This window comes from Paenibacillus sp. LX16, from assembly GCF_036252815.1.
In the GTDB taxonomy this organism is placed as follows: Bacteria; Bacillota; Bacilli; order Paenibacillales; family Paenibacillaceae; genus Paenibacillus; species Paenibacillus polymyxa_B.
The window spans coordinates 595,448-614,304 of the sequence record NZ_CP141152.1 but is presented as its reverse complement, the minus strand read 5'-3'; the positions used below and the strand labels follow the sequence as shown (position 1 = coordinate 614,304).

16 protein-coding genes are annotated in these 18,857 nt (G+C 45.4%); 6 read left to right on the top strand and 10 right to left on the bottom strand.

Annotated features, from left to right (window positions below; translation table 11 throughout):
* Positions 1-8 precede the first annotated feature (8 nt).
* The 4 genes from T3H97_RS02755 to T3H97_RS02740 all read right to left on the bottom strand — a co-directional run bounded on the left by T3H97_RS02755 (position 9) and on the right by T3H97_RS02740 (position 6,695).
* Positions 9-965 (bottom strand): ABC transporter permease, encoded by a 957-nt coding sequence (locus tag T3H97_RS02755; RefSeq protein WP_069010822.1) that lies wholly within the window; start codon positions 963-965, stop codon positions 9-11.
* An 86-nt stretch (positions 966-1,051) separates the two neighbouring features.
* Positions 1,052-2,602: a response regulator transcription factor gene (locus T3H97_RS02750; RefSeq protein WP_328801616.1), complete on the bottom strand. Its 1,551-nt coding sequence runs from the start codon at positions 2,600-2,602 to the stop codon at positions 1,052-1,054.
* Positions 2,599-4,380, bottom strand: coding sequence for a cache domain-containing sensor histidine kinase (locus T3H97_RS02745; RefSeq protein WP_328801615.1), 1,782 nt, complete (start codon positions 4,378-4,380; stop codon positions 2,599-2,601). The genes T3H97_RS02750 and T3H97_RS02745 overlap by 4 nt, the downstream gene beginning before the upstream one ends.
* A 131-nt stretch (positions 4,381-4,511) precedes the next feature.
* Complete coding sequence (locus tag T3H97_RS02740) at positions 4,512-6,695, bottom strand: alpha-galactosidase (protein WP_328801614.1); 2,184 nt, start codon at positions 6,693-6,695, stop codon at positions 4,512-4,514.
* Between the two features lie 240 nt (positions 6,696-6,935).
* Here T3H97_RS02740 and T3H97_RS02735 point away from each other — a divergent pair, with 240 nt between their 5' ends.
* Entirely contained in the window at positions 6,936-7,775 is an 840-nt protein-coding gene (locus T3H97_RS02735; protein ID WP_328801613.1) for an AraC family transcriptional regulator, read from the top strand.
* 165 nt (positions 7,776-7,940) lie between these two features.
* Here the strand turns inward: T3H97_RS02735 and T3H97_RS02730 are convergent, their stop codons facing one another.
* Genes T3H97_RS02730 through T3H97_RS02720 form a run of 3 tightly spaced genes read right to left on the bottom strand, consistent with a single transcriptional unit; the run spans position 7,941 to position 10,089 of the window.
* Positions 7,941-8,822, bottom strand: coding sequence for a MetQ/NlpA family ABC transporter substrate-binding protein (locus tag T3H97_RS02730; RefSeq protein WP_250273227.1), 882 nt, complete (start codon positions 8,820-8,822; stop codon positions 7,941-7,943).
* Between the two features lie 29 nt (positions 8,823-8,851).
* A complete protein-coding gene (locus T3H97_RS02725) occupies positions 8,852-9,622 on the bottom strand; it encodes an SDR family NAD(P)-dependent oxidoreductase (RefSeq protein WP_025719772.1) in 771 nt (256 codons plus the stop codon).
* 5 nt (positions 9,623-9,627) lie between these two features.
* Positions 9,628-10,089, bottom strand: a complete 462-nt coding sequence (locus T3H97_RS02720) for an S-ribosylhomocysteine lyase (protein ID WP_029515967.1) — start codon at positions 10,087-10,089, stop codon at positions 9,628-9,630.
* A 276-nt stretch (positions 10,090-10,365) separates the two neighbouring features.
* Between T3H97_RS02720 and T3H97_RS02715 the strand changes: the two genes are divergently transcribed.
* On the top strand, positions 10,366-11,166 hold the full coding sequence (locus tag T3H97_RS02715; RefSeq protein ID WP_103046868.1) for a GTP pyrophosphokinase: 801 nt from the start codon (positions 10,366-10,368) through the stop codon (positions 11,164-11,166).
* Positions 11,167-11,325: 159 nt separating this feature from the next.
* On the opposite strand, the gene thrS is transcribed toward T3H97_RS02715, so the two are convergent.
* Complete coding sequence (thrS, locus tag T3H97_RS02710; RefSeq protein ID WP_328801612.1) at positions 11,326-13,239, bottom strand: threonine--tRNA ligase; 1,914 nt, start codon at positions 13,237-13,239, stop codon at positions 11,326-11,328.
* 445 nt (positions 13,240-13,684) lie between these two features.
* On the opposite strand from thrS, the gene T3H97_RS02705 reads away from it, so the two are divergent.
* Together T3H97_RS02705 and T3H97_RS02700 are read left to right on the top strand one after the other, a co-directional pair.
* A complete protein-coding gene (locus T3H97_RS02705; RefSeq protein WP_190298533.1) occupies positions 13,685-14,239 on the top strand; it encodes a TetR/AcrR family transcriptional regulator in 555 nt (184 codons plus the stop codon).
* A 15-nt stretch (positions 14,240-14,254) separates the two neighbouring features.
* Positions 14,255-14,680 (top strand): DUF3995 domain-containing protein, encoded by a 426-nt coding sequence (locus tag T3H97_RS02700; RefSeq protein ID WP_223822003.1) that lies wholly within the window; start codon positions 14,255-14,257, stop codon positions 14,678-14,680.
* Between the two features lie 17 nt (positions 14,681-14,697).
* On the opposite strand, the gene T3H97_RS02695 is transcribed toward T3H97_RS02700, so the two are convergent.
* Complete coding sequence (locus T3H97_RS02695) at positions 14,698-15,921, bottom strand: MFS transporter (RefSeq protein ID WP_328801611.1); 1,224 nt, start codon at positions 15,919-15,921, stop codon at positions 14,698-14,700.
* A gap of 186 nt (positions 15,922-16,107) precedes the next feature.
* Here T3H97_RS02695 and T3H97_RS02690 point away from each other — a divergent pair, with 186 nt between their 5' ends.
* Positions 16,108-16,686, top strand: coding sequence for a TetR/AcrR family transcriptional regulator (locus T3H97_RS02690; RefSeq protein ID WP_103046863.1), 579 nt, complete (start codon positions 16,108-16,110; stop codon positions 16,684-16,686).
* A 102-nt stretch (positions 16,687-16,788) separates the two neighbouring features.
* Here T3H97_RS02690 and T3H97_RS02685 read toward each other — a convergent pair whose 3' ends face one another.
* Positions 16,789-17,211 (bottom strand): MarR family winged helix-turn-helix transcriptional regulator, encoded by a 423-nt coding sequence (locus T3H97_RS02685; RefSeq protein WP_069290990.1) that lies wholly within the window; start codon positions 17,209-17,211, stop codon positions 16,789-16,791.
* A 164-nt stretch (positions 17,212-17,375) separates the two neighbouring features.
* Here T3H97_RS02685 and T3H97_RS02680 point away from each other — a divergent pair, with 164 nt between their 5' ends.
* Complete coding sequence (locus tag T3H97_RS02680) at positions 17,376-18,836, top strand: MFS transporter (protein WP_328802766.1); 1,461 nt, start codon at positions 17,376-17,378, stop codon at positions 18,834-18,836.
* The last annotated feature ends 21 nt before the right edge of the window (positions 18,837-18,857 follow it).

The window sequence follows — 18,857 nt, the reverse complement described above, 5'->3', positions numbered from 1 at the left end:
TCTCCTCCTTACATAATGCTCTCGTTGGTATAGCGCTTAAAGATTCCATTAGCCGCAAACAATAGGATCAGGCTTATCACCGAATTAAAAATATTAATGGCCGTTCCGAAAGAGTAACGTCCCATTGCCAGACCATAATTAAGCGCATATAAATCAAGTACTTCAGAGTAATCAATGACCAGGTGATTGCCCAGCAGAAATTGTTTCTCGAATCCTGTACCGAGCAGATGACCAATAGACATAATTAGGAGAATGATAATAGTCGGCCGGATCCCCGGCAGCGTGATATGCCACATTTGCTGTAATCGGCTAGCGCCGTCCACCCGCGCAGCCTCGTATAATTCAGGACCAATACCGGCGATGGCAGCCAGATAAATAATGGCGTTCCACCCCGTTTCCTTCCAGATGTCTCCGAAAGTTACAACCCACCAAAATAATTTACCTTGGGCCATAAACTGGACTGGCTGATCGATGATGCCTAGACCCATGAGCATATCGTTTACGACACCGCCATCCGCTGAAAGCATTTTGGTGACAATGCCTGCAGCAACCACCCATGAAACAAAGTGCGGCAGATAAGATACGGTTTGAACAAATCGTTTTATCACTTGTATGCGGACCTCGTTGAGCAATAGAGCAAAGACAACGGGTACAATAAAACCAGCGACCAGTCCCATAAGGCTCATAGCCAGCGTGTTCCGCAGTACTTGGTAGAAATGATCATCTTGGAACAAAGTACGAAAATGCTCCAAGCCCACCCACTTCTGTTCAAAAAAACTCAAACCGGGTCTGTATTTCTGAAATGCCATTGTCCAGCCCCATAGCGGCAAATACTGAAAGATAAAGACCCAGATCACAAACGGAATGGACATATAATAAAGATACCTTTGGCTTTTAAATACCTTCCAAGCATTCCGCTTCGGTTTTTTGTATACGTTTTCCGAATTTGCTGTTACCGCTTTCATTTTTTCATCCCCTCTCTTAAAACCAATCATAAAACAGAGGAGAGTCAGAACCCATACAACGGATTTCGGAAAAAATCATCCACAAATTATGGATTTCTATATTCCGACGGTGAACGGCCTTCGTATCTTTTGAATTTGCTGTAAAAGTAGTTGACGCTTGTATAGCCGACGCTTTCAGCGACTTCGTAAACTTTCATTCCCTGGTCCAGCAACTCCTTTGCCTTGTGGATACGGACTCTGTCCAGATAGGTGTTAAAGTACTCCCCAGTCTTGTTCTTGAATAGCTGGCCTAAATAGGCAGTACTATAGTTTAGTAGTCCAGCCAGCGTTTCCAGCTTCAGGTTGTCTGTATAATGACTGTGAATGAAGTCGATCATTTTTTTGAATTCCTGCTCCTTTCCACGAGGTTCGGAGTCTTTCGCCAAAGCTAGCAGGAAACGGTAGGTCTCTTCCAAAAGATCATGTAAATGATCATGCTGGTATATCCCATTCAAAAAACGGGAAACTTCCTCCGTCTCTTTCAACTCGATACAGAAACCCGCGGTCAGCTTATGAATGACCGCATTGGACATAAAAAAGAACGACTCTTTGATTGACTTCTCATCTTGCCCCTGTTGGAGAAAAAATGCAGCCGCCTCGTTCAATAATGACAGTATTGCGGTTTGGTTTCCTACTTCCAGACTGTAATACAGGCGGAAGATGAATTCCTCCATCGTTTCCTCAGCTTTATCAGCAGATAATCGGGGGGAATCCAGCGCAGGAGAAAAGAAAGGATACGGACCTAGCAGTCGGTTCTTCTCACTGAAAAAGGATTGCTTTACCGCTTCCTGGGCCTTTAAAAAAGATTTACAAATATCTTCAGGAGCAGATACTGCCCCTCCGGTTGCAGCGACGAACCTAACATTATCCGCAGCATTACGAATCTCATTGTGCAGAATTTCACGCCGTTCTCTTCCACGCAACGGCGCGTTGAGCAACAGGACTGTATACGGTGGGATTACTGTGACAAGCCCCATCATCTGCCCCTCGATCTTTGCCTTCAATCCATTCGAAAGCTGGTATGCGACATCAGAACGGTCCACTTCAGAAACACGCGGGTAGACGACCACGACTTCGTAGTTGCTCCACAACAAATCCGCTTCTATTGCCTTACTTCTCAACTTGGCCGGATCTTCAGTTCTCTCTTGAGGGACGAGCAGGCTATGCAGGTATAAATCCCGATTTATAACCTCTCTCTTACGCCACTCCCCTTGAAGACGCTCCTCTTCGATCCGCTCGCGTATCCGTTTTAAACTGGACGACATTTCATCAATGTCGACCGGTTTAACGAGATAGCCGAATACCCCATATTTGATCGCTTGTTTGGCATACTCAAAGTCGGCATATCCACTGAGGATCATAAAGTGCAAATGATGACCGTTGGATCTCAAGTGCTCAATCAACTGTAGGCCATCCATAACCGGCATGCGGATATCGACGATTACGACATCAGGGGCTTTTTCCTCGATGACTTCCAGTGCTTCTTTTCCATTGGCTGCCGTAGCTGTAACGATAAATCCGAGGCTTTCCCATGGGATCAGCGTTTGAAGCCCTTGACGAAGCTTCGGCTCATCGTCAACGATGACTACCTTAATCATTTGGATTCACCTCCAGGTATGAAAAACTGAATACAAGTGCCTTTCCCAGGCTCGCTCTCAATATGTAAAGCACTTGAGGTCCCATACAGTAAGACTAAACGATCATTTACGTTTCGTAGTCCAATTCGCTGGACCTCCTGTTCATGTACGGATGCAGCAAGCTCTGCTTGTACTAGGGCGAGACGATCGGCCGTGAAACCAGCGCCGTTGTCACATACCATAACTCGAACCCCCTCCGGGATTTCCTTAACTTTCACTTCAATGACAGCTCCTTCTGCTTGATTATCCAGACCATGTACAATGGAATTTTCCACCAATGGTTGGATAATCAGAGGTGGAACCAACATTTTCTCCAAATTTGGATCAACGGTTAAGCGATACTCCAAACGGTCTTCATACCGAAACTTTTGAAGATCGAGATAACAGCACACTTGCTCAAGCTCTTTACGCAGTGGAATCTTGTCGTTACCAGCCTCCAGACTGCTGCGCAACAACGCGCTCAACTGCCAGACTGCTTTAGCGATATCGTCCTGTTGGCGAATGTGGGCCTCCATTCTGATAGACTCCAAAGAATTGAAGAGAAAATGCGGATTGATCTGGCTTGCCAGCATTTTGAACTTGATCTCGTTTTGTCTTTGCTCCACGAGACTTTTCTGGCGATTCGTCTCTTGAACCTCCTGAACCAAATCGTTCACGCTACTGACGAGCGCGTTAAATTCCCTCGATAATAGCCCCACTTCATCTTTCCCATCGATATGGAGATAGGTTTCCCATGAGCCCGCCCCTACTTGGGTCATATGCTTGCTCAAGCGAAGAAGCCTTCTGGATAATAGCGAAGCAGAAGCATAGATAAGCAAGGCTGCAAATATCAGGCTGGCTGTGATCGCGATTCCGCCAAGCCATATCACTTGATTAGCATCTCGGGTAATCTCAGAAACGGAAAAAATGGAAATAATGCGAAGTCCATTCCAGCTGTTCTGTGGAGTTAGATTTGCGATCACCACTTTCGATGCTTTTCCGTTAATGAGTGTGTTGTAACTTCCTTCCTGTTGGAAAAGTATATTTTCGTCGGCATGAATTTCAGAAAGATTCTTCCCAAACAACTCTGCTTCATTGGACGCGACAATCTGATTCCGGTTATCCACGATTAAGGTAGGGAACGATTCCTGATTCAGGATTGAATTTAATTGGCGCTGGTTAACATTTATGACCAGAATCCCTTTTCGCCCTGGTGAATCCACTGAAAATGAACGAATCAAGCTGAGATAATCAGCATCGTCCCTCTCATCCTTGATTAAATTCCAGCCGGCCAATCCTTTCTGCGCGATGGCCTCCTTGTACCAATCTGCGGTTGTGATTCTTTCGTCCGGCTGGATAAATTCCCAATTATTAAGTGCTCCAGGATTAGGGACATAGACACGGATGCCGGATATCTCTTTGTACAATTGGAGGTAGTCACGAATACCTGTATACTCCCGGTAGGCCTGAATGACTTCGATGTAGCTGTCATACTTTTGGCTGGCTACCATTTTCATCCGATTGTCATTGGTTAGCCGATACGAGATGTCCAGCGGCACTTTGATCAGTTCTTCTGTACGATTTCGGACCCGCTCGACATTGTTGGACACTTGCATAAAGGCGTCCTTAATGACGGACTCTCGAAGCTTCCCCGTCAGAAACAGGCCACATAACAGCAAGGGAAGAACAGCTACCGAAATGAATGTAAGCGTCATCTTCTTTCTCAGTTTCATGTCATTCATCATTCGTATAAAAAACATGGCTTGCCCCTCCCCGATCAGTACGGCTGCTGCGCGCAAAATGCCCCTTTTATACAAAAAGGGGCATGCATAACTCAATCGATTGTTTTTTATCTTTTGCCAATTGTACTGTTGTACTGATCCTTTAAGCCTTAAGCCTTGTTGGACCTTAATGCCCGAAGCCTGAACCATCCACTTTCATAGTCTTTTTGTCTGTAGAGAAGAGGGAGGCCCAACTTCATAAGCCGATCCCCCCCATGGATAGACTTTTGCCCGCTATTTCCTGACTTAACTTCATATTCGAGCTCTGGATTTAGTCCGTCAAGACGCAGGGCTCGCCAAGGCGCGTTCGGGACAGCCATCACTTGGAAATAGTAGACGATGGCATCCTCTTGGTCTTCAGAAACAAACATCCAAGCCGATTCGTTATCTTCAAACGGGTTCTTTAAGCGATACAAGTCACCTTTCTGTACTAAGCCACGTATCTGCTTGTATACTGCGATTTGGCGTTTGACCGTCTCTTTTTCCTCATAGGTGAATTTCGTGAGATCAAGCTCATATCCAAAATTTCCTGACATGGCCACATCACCTCGAAAATCAAGGGGTGTTATGCGTCCAACTTGATGGTTCGGAACTGCCGACACATGCGCTCCCGTTGCACTTACAGGATAGACAAGGCTAGTTCCATATTGAATCTTCAGGCGTTCTACCGCATCGGTATTATCACTAGTCCAGACTTGAGGCATGTAGTGAAGCATGCCTGGATCAAAGCGTCCTCCACCACTTGAACAGCTCTCGAAAAGAATATGCGGAAATTCGGTGGTGACGCGCTCCAGCAGCTCATACAATCCAAGAACATAGCGATGGGCAGTCTCAGATTGGCGCTCCGGCGGCAGAGCTGCGGAACCGATTTCCGTCAGGCAGCGATTCATATCCCATTTCACGTAAGAAACTGGGGCGCTGGAGAAAATGGCAGCCAGCGAATCGTAGATGTAATCGCGTACTTCCTTGCGAGTATAGTCCAGCACCAACTGCCATCTGGCTTCACTGCGTCGCCGTCCTGGAACGTGAAGGCACCAATCTGGATGCTCCCGGTACAACTCGCTGTCTGGAGAGATCATCTCTGGCTCAAACCAGAGCCCGAACTTAAGGCCCAGCCGATTGATACGGTTCGCGACATCCGCGAGTCCGTCTGGCAGCTTCCGACGATCCTCGTACCAATCGCCGAGAGACGAATTGTCGGAATCCCGTTTTCCGAACCAACCGTCATCTAAGACAAAAAGCTCGATGCCTAGCTCTGCCCCCTCCTTCGCTATCGATACCAACTTATCTGCATTGAAGTCAAAATAGGTAGCTTCCCAGTTATTGACCAGAATAGGGCGTTCTTCATCCCGATATTTCCCTCGGCAAAGACGAGTCCGATACAAGCGATGATATGTACGCGACATTTCTCCCAGCCCTTGACCAGAGTAAACCATAACGGCTTCTGGCGTTTGGAAGCTCTCACCTGGGCTCAGTAACCACGAAAAATCAAAGGAGTTCACGCCGATGCTAAACCGTGTAGAGCCGAATGAATCTATTTCTGCTCCCGCCTCAAAGCCCCCACTGTAGACGAGGCTAAAGCCGAATACCTCACCATAGCATTCCGTTGTTCCCCGAGTGACCAATGCAGCAAAAGGGTTGAGTTGATGGCTGCTCATGCCCCTTTTACTATCAATTCGGGTTTCACCTTGAAGAATCGGTTTGCGGGTAATATTCCCCTCCCGAGCCCATGCTCCCGAAAGATACATGAACTCTAAATCGCTTTTACCTGAAAAATCGACACTGGCACTTAGAGCACGGAGAAGCCGAAGGTTCTTGGCTCCCGCATTACTCAAACGAGCCGAACGAGCGATTACATTTCGATCCGTGAAGACGGTATAAAGAAGAACAACTTTAAGGCCTGAAAAATCATCTTGTAACTCCAGTTCCAGCGTATCCGCTTCGTCTTCGTTTTCGGTATATACGGCCGGAAGCCCGGTTAATGATGGCTTTCCCTTAGTGATCCGGTAGCCAATATACTTTAACTCCGTGATACGAGTTCCATCCTCAAGCTCTACTTGATATGCCGGGTTACGGAAGTCCCCGCTCCCATACTGCGGATATTCTTGCGGTAGCCGATCCAATCCAGCCGTCGCGGGAGTGTGAAGCAATAGGTCAGCCATGGGTTCGCGGTGCTTCAACCTGTCTCCCCAGTATACATGCACAGGAAATCCATCCACAATCTGAATAATATAACTCATGCCCGACGACTGCAAATGAAACAGCCCTGTTTGCTCTTGAACAATGATACCCATTGGGAAAATAACCCCTCTCATAGATAATAATCATCGGAGTTCCACACCAAAAAGACACTCAGAAGAAGCATTTTGTAACAGCCATCAACTAAGTTCACATGGTGTAAAGCTTGATAATCTCGTTATAATAATCGGAATAGGTTCTATAGAAATGATATATTAATTTTAGATATGAAGTACATGGCATGGTGCTCACTATTTATGTTATAATGCTTGATAATTTACATAAGGAGATTTAGCGTGATAGAATATTTGCCGCGTAGTAAACAGCATTCTGAATTGTATCTAACTCAGTTTGGCATAGAGGAATGCATACCGAGTCACTTTTTTGGACCTGCGATAAGAGATCACTATCTGCTCCATTATATTTTGGACGGAGAAGGTACCTTCGAGGTCGGTGGGTTCAGTTATCGCTTGCGGAAAGGACAGTGGTTTCTAATCTGCCCCCAGGTCATTACTTATTATCAAGCCGATGTAGTGAATCCTTGGTCTTATTGCTGGTTTGGTTTTAACGGGGCACTGGCAGAAACACTCCTCAAGCAAGCAGGCCTAACGATGTCGCGTCCAATTCTCGACTTTGAAGGAGACCATTTGATTTATCAGTATTTGCAGCGAATGAATGAATCAAGTGCATGCCATAAAGCTCGGGAAACCAGACTGACCGGTCTGCTTTGCTTAATGTTATCGGAGCTTATAGAGCTCGGTCCGGTAACACCTTCCGAACAAAAGGAAAGCCGGGCGGAAATTTACGTGGAAAAAGTGAAGGATTTTATCGAAATGAATTATGCTCTGAAAATTACTATTGAGCACATTGCAAATTTTATCGGACTCAATCGAAGCTATTTATGTTCGTTATTCAAACAACAAGTGAACACAAGCATTCAGGATTATTTGGTTCGCTATAGGATCAACAAAGCATGTGAAATGATGGGAAACGCCGAACTTTCGATCGGTGATATTTCCCGTTCAGTCGGCTATAACGACCCTTTACTCTTCTCGAAAATTTTTAAAAAGGTAAAGGGACTCTCCCCCAAACATTATCGAACCGAAACCCATACTCAAACTCAAGCCGATTACTAAAAATACAATCGCTGACTCATTTGGAAGCTGGGAGACATCAACTCAACGTTTGTCACCTATTCGGTGTGGACTCTAAGGGCAGAGATGACGTTCTACCCGGCTACCGGTACGAGGCCTCTTACGAACAAAAGAGGTCAACCAGAAAAACTGGCTGACCTCTTTTGTTTATTTTGTAGTTTGTCCTTCCAAATAAGAAACCGGCTCTTTAACCTCTACTTTGGTGCCGCCAAATTCATCTTTAATGTATTTTTGAGTATCCTCGTTATGATAGAGATCCGCTAACTTTTGCAGCCCTTTGTCATTCGCCTTATCAGATGAAGTAACCAGGACGTTAATATTATTTTTGGTTGCCTGACTGATTTCCTCATGGAACAAGGAATCTTTCAGTACATTCAGGCCCCCTTCTAAAGCAATCGTATTCCCAATCAGCACCAAGCCAACATCTTGAATCACTCGTGGTCCTGTTTTATCATCAATGAGTTCAAATTTCAGGTTTTTAGGATTGCTAGTAATATCATTGACTGTACCCAAGGCATCATTAAAGTCAGCCTTAAGCTTAATCAAACCGGATGCTTCCAATAACTTTAAACCTCTTGCCGTATTCGCCGGGTTATCTGCCAAAGCTACCAGAGCCCCGTCAGTCACTTCATCGATGCTTTTGAATTTTTGCGAATAAATCCCCATAGGCTCCAGATAGGTTGTGGCTATAGCCTTCAAATCGGCTTTGCTCTCTTTGTTATAGCTAACCAGGTACGCCCACGATTGGAATGCATTCACGTCTACTTCGCCTTCTTTGGTTGCATTGTTCGTTTCGATTCCGCCGTTAATTTCTTTCACTTCAATGTCCAGCTTGGCATCCTTGGCGGCCTGGGACTGGGCAATATGCTTCCATATCTGGGCGTCAGAGCCCATGGAGCCGATGACTACTTTTTGCGTTTCCGAACCGGAAGCGGCGCTGGAGCCATTGCTGTCTGAACTTTTATTACCGCATCCTGCGGCAACTAATAATAAACTAATCCCTAATAGTAAAACGAACGATTTTCTCATGTTGTTTTCCCCCAGATCATGCTAGTATGCTAGTGCATCGTCATTCCACCTGTAACATTAATCGCTTGTCCTGTCATATATGCAGAGAGCGGACTTGCCAGAAACAGCACCACATTGGCAACATCCTCCACCTCGGCCGTTCTCCCCAAAGGTACCTGCGAACAATCTTCTTCGTATATTTCTTGAGCAGTCATTCCGCGAATGACGCCCCCTTCAATCCGTTCACGATGCTTCATCGGCGTTTCTACAATGCCGGGGCAGACCGCATTTACCAAAATATTTTGCCGGGCAAGCTCAATAGCCATCACCTTGGTCAAGCCAAGAACCGCATGTTTGGAAGCACAGTATCCGCCCATGGCCCGATATCCATTTTTTCCAGCCTGCGAAGCAATTTGAATAATTCGTCCTGATTTACGAGCTGCCACCATTTCTTTGGCAAAACGTTTGGACGTTACATATAATCCGGTTGAATTGATCGAAAATACTTTCTCCCAATCAGCTAACTCACTATCAATGACATAATCCATCGTAGAAGTACCCGCGCAGTTCACCAATATATCAGGAACTCCCGCTTCGCTGATTAGTAGATCGCACCATCTTTCGATATCATCCGGTTTGGATATGTCCAATTGAGTTTCAACCAACTGTGGATTGACCACTCTATACGGCTCTTCATAAGAAATATCAGCAGAAATCACTTTAGCTCCGCTTTGAATGAAAAGCTCTACAATTCCCTTGCCTATGCCTGACTTGCCGCCTGTCACTACCGCTGTCTGATGAGATAGGTCAATCGAAATCATAGATTTTAAAGTACTCTTTCGAAAGGATCGCGGCTAATACCAGCTTCCAATACAATCTTCACATATTCCTGCGCGGAAAAAAGAGAGTGGTCCTTGTAGTTCCCGCATTCCAAAGCAGTAACAGCCGGAACCTCTGTCGTTTCCAGAATTCTTTTCAAGGTTTTTTCCAAAGCGAGTGCAATTTCCTCAGGCTCATGTTCATTCCATAAAATCAAGTAGAACCCCGTTCTGCATCCCATAGGAGAGATATCAATAATTCCTTTGATTTCATCTCTCAGATACGTTGCTAATAAATGCTCCAGCGTATGTACGGCAGCTGTAGGAAGTGCATCTTCATTGGGTTGCAAAAATCTCAAGTCATACTTTTGTACTGTGCTTCCTTTTTCGTCATGCTCTACTCCAGCTGCTCTTACATAAGGAGCCTTTACAATCGTGTGATCTAATTGAAAACTTTCTACTTTTGCCATTTTTCTTTTCCTCTTTTCGGTAATTTATATTTTTAATCTAATGATGGATACTCTACATTTGTGATTTTTTTAAAGAATTAAATGCTCCAAATCAGCATTTTTGTAATTATACATCGGATTACTCGGTTTTACCACTATAATTCTTGTCGTATTTCTTTTTTTCTTTGATCGTCTCTCCTTTGCCTGTAGGTTTTGACATAGTGTACAATGTATACGATAATGCATTTTTACGAAAAAGATCGAGGACATCATAAGCCTCATTTAGGAGAATGCTCTGTGAATGAACCGGATTGGAAGCACCTGAATGCTGTCCCATTACCCTTGCAGGAATTTCAGCTACAGCTGGATCAAAACAGTGTTGACGCCAAGCAACTAGAGGAGTGGAGAAAGATTCCCGTCCTTTATCAGCTGGCTCTGGAGGAATTAAAGAATAAAATTAAGCTGATCCAGACGGAATGGAAGCTGTTAGACGGTTTTAGCCCGATTGAGCATATTAAAACCCGGATCAAAGAGCCCCACAGCATCGTGGAAAAGGTTCGGCGCAAAGGGCATGAAGTGACCTTGGACAATATATTGCGTGAAATTCATGATATCGCTGGAATGCGCGTGGTATGCGCTTTTGTGAAAGATATTTATCGTCTGATGGATCATCTTCACACACGGGAAGACATTCGTATTCTGGAGGTCAAGGACTATATAGCCCATCCTAAGCCCAACGGCTATCAGAGCCTGCATGTCATTGTGGAAATTCCGCTGATCCTGTTTGAGGGCACACGCTGGATCAAGGTTGAAATTCAATTGCGCACATTGGCTATGGATTTCTGGGCCAGTATGGAGCATATTTTGTACTATAAGTTCGATAAGAAAGTGCCTGAACATGTCGTTAATGGATTGACCGAAGCTGCACGTGCAACTTACGAGCTGGATCAGAAAATGCTGAAGTTGCGCGGCGAAATTTTATCGCTTAGCGAGGAACAGGATGCGGAAGAATCCCCGGCGAAACCATCCGAAGAGTCGTCCTTGAAGACACTCTCCCTCCCTGCAGATCACGCCACTTCACGGCCACAAACCTGCTAAGTTTTTGTGTACAAGATAACTTAAGAATTCAGTCGAGGCTGCAAAAACGTTGGTTCAATCTCAAGCTGGATTCTTATGTATTGGGTATAAATAAAGAGCCATCAAAACCACGTTCATCATGGTTTTGATGGCTCTTTTACACATTTTTTCGATCAAATATTATTTTTTCTCACGAATCTCTGTGCTGATTTTCTCAACGATATCCGCAATGCTGAGTGATCCCAGATCGCCTTCGCCGCGTTTACGAACCGCTACAGTACCGGTTGTTTTTTCATTTTCCCCGATAACGAACATATATGGAACCTTCTCCAATTGCGCCTCGCGGATTTTATAACCAAGCTTCTCATTGCGAGTATCCACTTCGACACGCAGACCTGCTTTCAGCAACGCATCCTGTATCTCATTGGCAGTCTCAATATAGTTCTCGGATACTGGCAACAGCTTTGCATGAACAGGAGCCAACCACAATGGGAATGCACCTGTAAAATGCTCAGTCAGGATGCCCATGAAGCGGTCAATCGAACCATAGATGGCACGGTGAATAACGACTGGACGGTGCTTCTGGTTGTCCTCGCCCACATAAGTGAGGTCGAATTTTTCAGGCATTTGGAAGTCCAATTGGATCGTTCCGCACTGCCAGCTGCGTTTGAGCGCATCGAGAATGTGGAAGTCAATTTTCGGGCCATAAAATGCTCCATCTCCCGCATTAATACGGTAGTTGATGCCCAGGTGATCCAGCACGTTTTGCAGAGCTTGTTCCGCTTGATCCCACAGCGCTGGCTCGCCCATAAAGTCATCTGGACGTGTGGACAATTCCACTGTGAAGTCAAAGCCAAACACACTATACATTTCGTTAATCAGCTTAATCACGTCTGTAATCTCTTGTTCAATCTGACCTGGTGTGACAAAAATATGTGCATCATCCTGACAGAATGTACGAACACGCATCATACCGTTCAACGCACCGGACAGCTCATGGCGATGCACTTGTCCAAATTCGGCTATACGAATTGGCAGATCGCGATAAGAATGAAGCTCATTTTTAAATACAAGCATATGACCTGGGCAGTTCATCGGTTTCAGAGCAAATGTAGTTTCATCCACTTCGGAGAAGTACATGTTTTCCTTGTAATGCTCATAGTGTCCCGATTGTTCCCACAGACGGTTGTTCATCATCAGCGGCGTACGTACTTCCTCATAGCCATGCAGACGTTGAATGTCACGGGAGTAATCTTCCAATGCAGTGCGGACAACCATACCTTTAGGCAGGTAGAACGGCATGCCGGGTGCTTCTTCGGAGAACATGAACAGTTCCAGCTCTTTACCCAGCTTGCGATGGTCGCGTTTTTTCGCTTCTTCCAGCAAATGCAGGTGCTCATCCAGTTGTGCTTTTTTCGGGAATGCTGTTCCGTAGATACGTTGCAGCATCTTGTTGTTGGAATCGCCTCTCCAGTATGCGCCCGCTACACTCAACAGTTTAAAAGCTTTGATGCGGCCAGTAGATGGCAAATGCGGGCCACGACACAGGTCAAAAAATTCGCCTTGATCATAGATCGTAATTTCCGCTTCTTCCGGCAAATCACGAATCAGTTCCAGCTTCAATGGATCTTCCAATTCACCAAAAATACGAGTGGCTTCCTCACGGCTGACCACACGACGTGTAATCGGCAGATTTTCCTGTGCGATCTTCGTCATTTCCTTCTCGATCTTGGCCAAGTCGTCAACGGACAATGGGTTTTCAATATCAATGTCATAGTAGAAGCCGCTGTCGATGACCGGACCGATACCCAGCTTCACGTTTTTCTCACCGTAAATGCGTTTGAGCGCCTGAGCGAGCAAATGCGCTGTACTGTGGCGATAAATTTCCAGACCATCTGCACCGTCCAGCGTAATGATTTCAAGGTCAACGTTCTTATCCAAAACAGTGTTCAGATCTACAGCCTTCCCGTTCACTTTACCTGCTACTGCGTTCTTTTTCAGCCCGGAGCTGATTGAACCCGCCACGTCGGCGATCGATACGCCCTGCTCGTACTCGCGTACGGCTCCATCCGGCAATTTCACTTGAATACTCACGATTAAAGCCTCCATTTCAAATTGTGTGCTATATCAAAATTGAACGCAAAAAAACGCCTCTCTCCCTCAAGGGACGAGTGCGTTCAGCTCGTGGTTCCACCCTAGTTCGGCCCGCTCCTGTGCGTACATTTATGTTCATCGGAACATGCTCATGCACGACATGCGTGACCCTCCATTGGTATCCGTTAACGGGGATAAAGCGGTGGGCGCTTACTGATGTTACTGCCAGATTGCACAGCTACATGTTCAACGTCACGGCTACAAAGGGGTAACTTCACATGCGGTTGCCGGAAAAGCTCTCAGCCTCGTCTTTTCTCTCTGAACGGCCCTTCAAGGAAATCATGTCTTTGGTCAACGCCTTGAATATCACTATATGCTACAGCATTATAGAGCAAATTCGCGGGTATTTCAAGTGGGCGTTTATGCAAGTTGATGCCTCCTATGCATGCCTAAAATTATTGTCACAGAAGAACAATGGATTCAGAAAGGAATCGAACGTTTTGAACAGGGTGGAATTGATCAACTCGTAGTTGAAAAAATGGCCGTTTCTTTAGGGTGCAGTAAGAGCAGTTTTTATTGGTATTTTAACAATCGCAGCAGCTACATTAGACAGATTGTGGAGACATGGAAGGAACAGACGACACAACAGGTTATTGCCGCGTCCATCATCCATGCTGCTGCAGATGAGCGGATCAGAGAGTTGTTAACCCAGATGTTCGGGAAGACGAAACGGGGAGATTTTCTGTTTTATCTGCGCAAGCTGTCATTGAAGGATGATAGTTACCATTCCCTGCTCAATGAAGTCGAACAGATGAGAATGGAGTTTATGAAAGAGCTTTTAATACAGAAGGGAATGCAGCCAGAGAAAGCCTTTCAGAGATCATGGATGTTGTACCATTACTACTTAGGCTGGTATGAGCGTCACAAGCAAGAGACGTTAAGTGACGAGGCCATCCAGCAGCATATTCACATGATTTGGACAGAATGGATTTCGAATTAAGGAGGATGAAATATTTTGGAATTACTTACATGGGCAGTTGGCGGAATTCTATTTGTACTGAGCGGTATGCATCTATATTGGGTATTTGGCGGACAAAAAGGCGCTAAGGCAGCGATCCCAAGCACGGGAACGGCTATGCTCTTTGAGCCCTCCAAAATAGGGACATCAATTGTAGCTATTCTACTAGCTTTAGCCGCTTGGTTCGTCCTAGAACTAGGTGGAGTTACACAATTCCTGTTTTTCAGTTCCTTTTATTCCTACGGTGCAGGCTTGTTGTCATGTTTATTTATTTTACGTTCTATAGGAGATTTCAAATGGGTAGGGTTTTTCAAGAGAAAAAAAGGAACCGTTTTTGCAAAGTGGGACACTGTGCTCTACTCACCCCTTTGTTTTCTCTTGGGAACTGCCATTTTAATCATTATGTTTTTGCGTACGGCATAGCTTAAAGCTGACCTCTATTAGGTGGTTTGTTTCTTTCGCACGTCTCCACTCGTTTCTTTCTCAGTGAAAAAGTACAGCAAAGCCAGCACAGGCAGGACGACTCCAATCAGAGCACTGAAATTCCAACCACCTAACGCATACGACCAACCCCCTAATGATGATCCAATCGCTCCGCCTATGAAAAAAATAGACATGAATAATCCGTTCAAACGCCCTCTCGCCTCACTTCCCAAGGAGTAAATCACACGCTGTCCAAGTACAAGATTTCCCGATACAGCCATATCCAGTGTAATCGCTGAAATAAAGAGAAGTACGAGCGCAACCGTCGAATGACTTTGAAAAAGATAGATGAGCAAAAAAGACAAGGCTGCAATGATCATAGCTAACCCGGTTAAACCTTTGCTCCAGCCTTTATCAGCCAATCTCCCGGCAATCGGAGCAGCTACTGCGCCGCCTACGCCTACTAAAGCAAACAATGCAATCCCTTGTTGAGACATTCCGAAATCATCCGCCAAACGTAGAGGAACAACAGTCCAAAATAGGCTGAAGGCACCAAATAGGCAGGCTTGATACAGGGCACGGCGGCGCAGTGCAGGCGTTTGTTTTAAAAGAGTGCCTAGCGAGAAAATTAATTTACTGTAAGATACCGTAGGCACAGGCTTGCGCTCTGGAAGAGCTCGTGAGAGCAGAATCGTCAACAGCGTCAAGACAATGGCTGACAAAATAAATACGGCTTGCCATCCCCAAATACTGGTGATAAAGCTTGCTACTGGCCGTGCGAACATAATGCCTAGCAAGAGTCCGCTCATGACATTCCCAACAACGCGGCCGCGCTGCTCTTCGGATGCTAAATAGGTAGCGTACGGTACCAGTATTTGGGCTACCACAGATCCAATTCCAATGAACAAGGATGAAGTCAGGAACAACGGGGCATTGGTAGCAAAAGCGGCAACAACCAATGCACAGACTGTGATGATTAGCGATATGACCATAAGCCGTCGATTTTCAATAATGTCGCTGAGCGGTACGATAAATAGCAATCCCACCACATAACCGATTTGAGTTAAGGTGACAATGAAGCCCGCTGCTGTAGAAGAAAGACCCATAGCAACGTGAATAGGTCCTACAAGGGTTTGAGCATAGTACAGGTTGGCAACAATAAGGCCGCATGCGGCTGCCAACAAAAACATCATCCAATTTGAGATACGGTTACTTTTTAAAGCTTGTTGTTCTCTTTGCATGATAATCCTCCTCATTAATTTAAATACTAAACGTATAGTTCATTAATTCGATAATCAAATGATATACTGAACGTTTCGTTTTGTAAATAGGCAAAATCAACTTTTTTATTTCACATGATATTTGATATACTGAACGTATAGTTTATTTTTCGCGTACTTATATCTGTTAAGAAGGTGAGCATTCCAGTGCAGAGCAAAAGAGGACGTCCACGTAATGTCGAGACGCAAAAATCTATCCTTAACGCTTCCTATGATCTACTGTTGGAGCAAGGCTTTGGGGCGGTTACGGTAGAAAAAATCGCTGAGCGAGCGAAAGTTAGCAAAGCCACCATTTATAAATGGTGGCCTAACAAAGCTGCAGTAGTAATGGATGGTTTCCTGTCAGCCACCATAGCAAGATTGCCCGTGCCCGACACGGGTTGTGTATTAGATGACATTCTCATTCATGCCACGAATTTAGTGCGGTTCTTAATAAGCCGAGAGGGTAAAATCATTACGGAGTTAATAGGCGAAGGGCAACTTGATTCAGGATTGTCAGAGGCATACCGGACCCGATATTTCCACCCTCGGCGACTTGAGGCCAGGCTTCTTATTGAGCGCGGAATAGAGCGCGGAGAATTGAAGGAAAATCTCGATATTGAATTATGTATTGATCTCATTTATGGGCCGGTTTTTTATCGATTGCTGGTAACCGGTTATCCATTAGACGATTCCTATGTGCGACAATTAGTCACGAATGCGTTCAAAGGAATTGGCTTGGACTGAATGACGTGGTATCAAGCAGCCCTCACAGAGTATCCTCTGTGAGGGCTGCTTTTTCTTTTACCTGCCACGATCCTCTGGCTAACTCCTTATTTATTTATTTGTTTATTCGTCAGGGTCTATACTAATCTTTTGCAGTAAGTCGATAAGAAGATCCTCTTCCTCTTCGGATAGTTTATGGACAAGGCTGACATTGAGCTCATCCAATATTCCTTGTAAGACAGGGGCAAACTCTAACGCCTTGGCCGTGGGAGATACAAGATAGGAACGGCGGTCATTTGGGTCCGTTTTCCGTTCAATATAGCCTGATTCCTCCAATTGTTTTACAGAGCGTGCCGTGGTTGCCTTGTCAAATTTAAGTTCATTCGTCAACTGCTCTTGTGTAATGCCTGGCCGCTGCAAAATGAGCTTTAAAAAGCTGTGTTGTCCTCCACTGCCGATTCCGTAAGGGGCCAGTTTTTTGGACAGTATTTTTTGATTTCGACGGTACAAGTGGGAAATTAGCTTTCCAATCGGTTTTTTTCTCATCAACTACACCTCATTGGCTTGAAAATGGCAAATCCCCAGTTGGGACCAAAGCAAAGTTTACAACAATATTGTTGCGCACGCAACTAATTTGCTGTACACTAGAACCGTTCATTTAGTTGCGCGTGCAACTAAATAGAAATTGTTAACGATAACGAGGTGTAATGATGAGTTCAACTGCTACAACCTATCAAGAGAATATCGAAGTCCAGAAGAAACGTTGGCTAATTTTAATTGTTTTGAATCTGTTTACATTTATGTCCACATTGGATGGAAGCATCGTCAATATCGCTCTTCCTGTGTTGTCTCGCACGTTACATTTACCCGTGGCACAGATTGAATGGGTGACAACCGCCTATTTAATGGCGATATGTACCGCTATCTTATTTTTTGGCAAGCTTGGAGATATCGTCGGTAAAATCAAAATATTCAAAATCGGCACAATCGTATTCATTCTTGGCTCCCTATTCTGCGGTCTTAGCTCTTCGCTCTCTATGCTGCTGATTTCCCGCATTATTCAAGCATTTGGAGCGTCCATGACCATGGCGAACAGCCAGGGGATCGTGACAGATATCTTCCCGTCCAATGAACGGGGCAAAGCACTTGGCCTCATTGGAACCTTCGTTTCTCTGGGCAGTATCGCCGGGCCAAGCCTGGGCGGTATTATTGTCTCGTCGCTGGGCTGGCAGTACATTTTCTGGGTCAATGTACCGGTAGGGCTGGTCGCTGTCTTTCTTGGCTGGAAGCTTCTGCCGAAGGATTTGATCAAGGTGAAAGATAAAATTGACGTTCCCGGTAGCTTGGTATTTGCTATTTTTATTCTCACTTTGTTCGTCGGATTGTTGCTGGGACAGCAGGTCGGGTATGGCGACAAACGTATCGTTGCTTCGCTGGTGGTGGCAGTAGTTGCTTTTGCCATGTTCATTAGATTGGAGCTTCGTCGTCCTGGGCCGCTGTTACAGCTCGCGCTATTCAAAAATCCGTTATTTTCGCTCAGTATTTTGTGTGCTTTTCTGGTGTTCGTCGCTAACTTTTGCTTTAACATCATTTCGCCTTTCTATGCGCAGAATATGCTGAACTTGTCGCCTTTTCATGCCGGGTTCCTGCTGATGCTGCTCCCCATCTCGATGGTTATTGTGGCCCCTCTCAGCGGTGCGCTTTCCGATAAAATCGGATCTGAACTGCTTACATTCGCCGGGCTAGTCGTTATGGTTATTGCCCAGATTGGATTGGCCCAATTGCATGCAGGCAGCTCCATCCCGCTCGTGGGTCTGTGGATTGCCATGCTGGGCATTGGCAGTGGTTTATTCCAATCGCCGAACAACTCGCTGATTATGTCTACAGTACCCCGCACACAGCTTGGCTCAGCCGGGAGTGTCAATTCGCTGGTTCGCAACGTCGGTATGGTTGTGGGGATTACTTTGGCCACATCGATCCTCTTTTATATTATGAGTAAAGAGGCTGGTTATCGGGTCACCGGCTTGGTCCCGGGTCATCCAGAAATTTTTCTGGCAGGCATGCATGTAGTCTTTATGACGTCCGCGTCCATCTGTCTTGTGGCGGCATTGTTAACAGGCTGGCGGCTGATCGGGGCTAGACGGGCAAGAACGCAGCAAGAAAAGGGATAAAGAGCAACATTTCCAATTTTA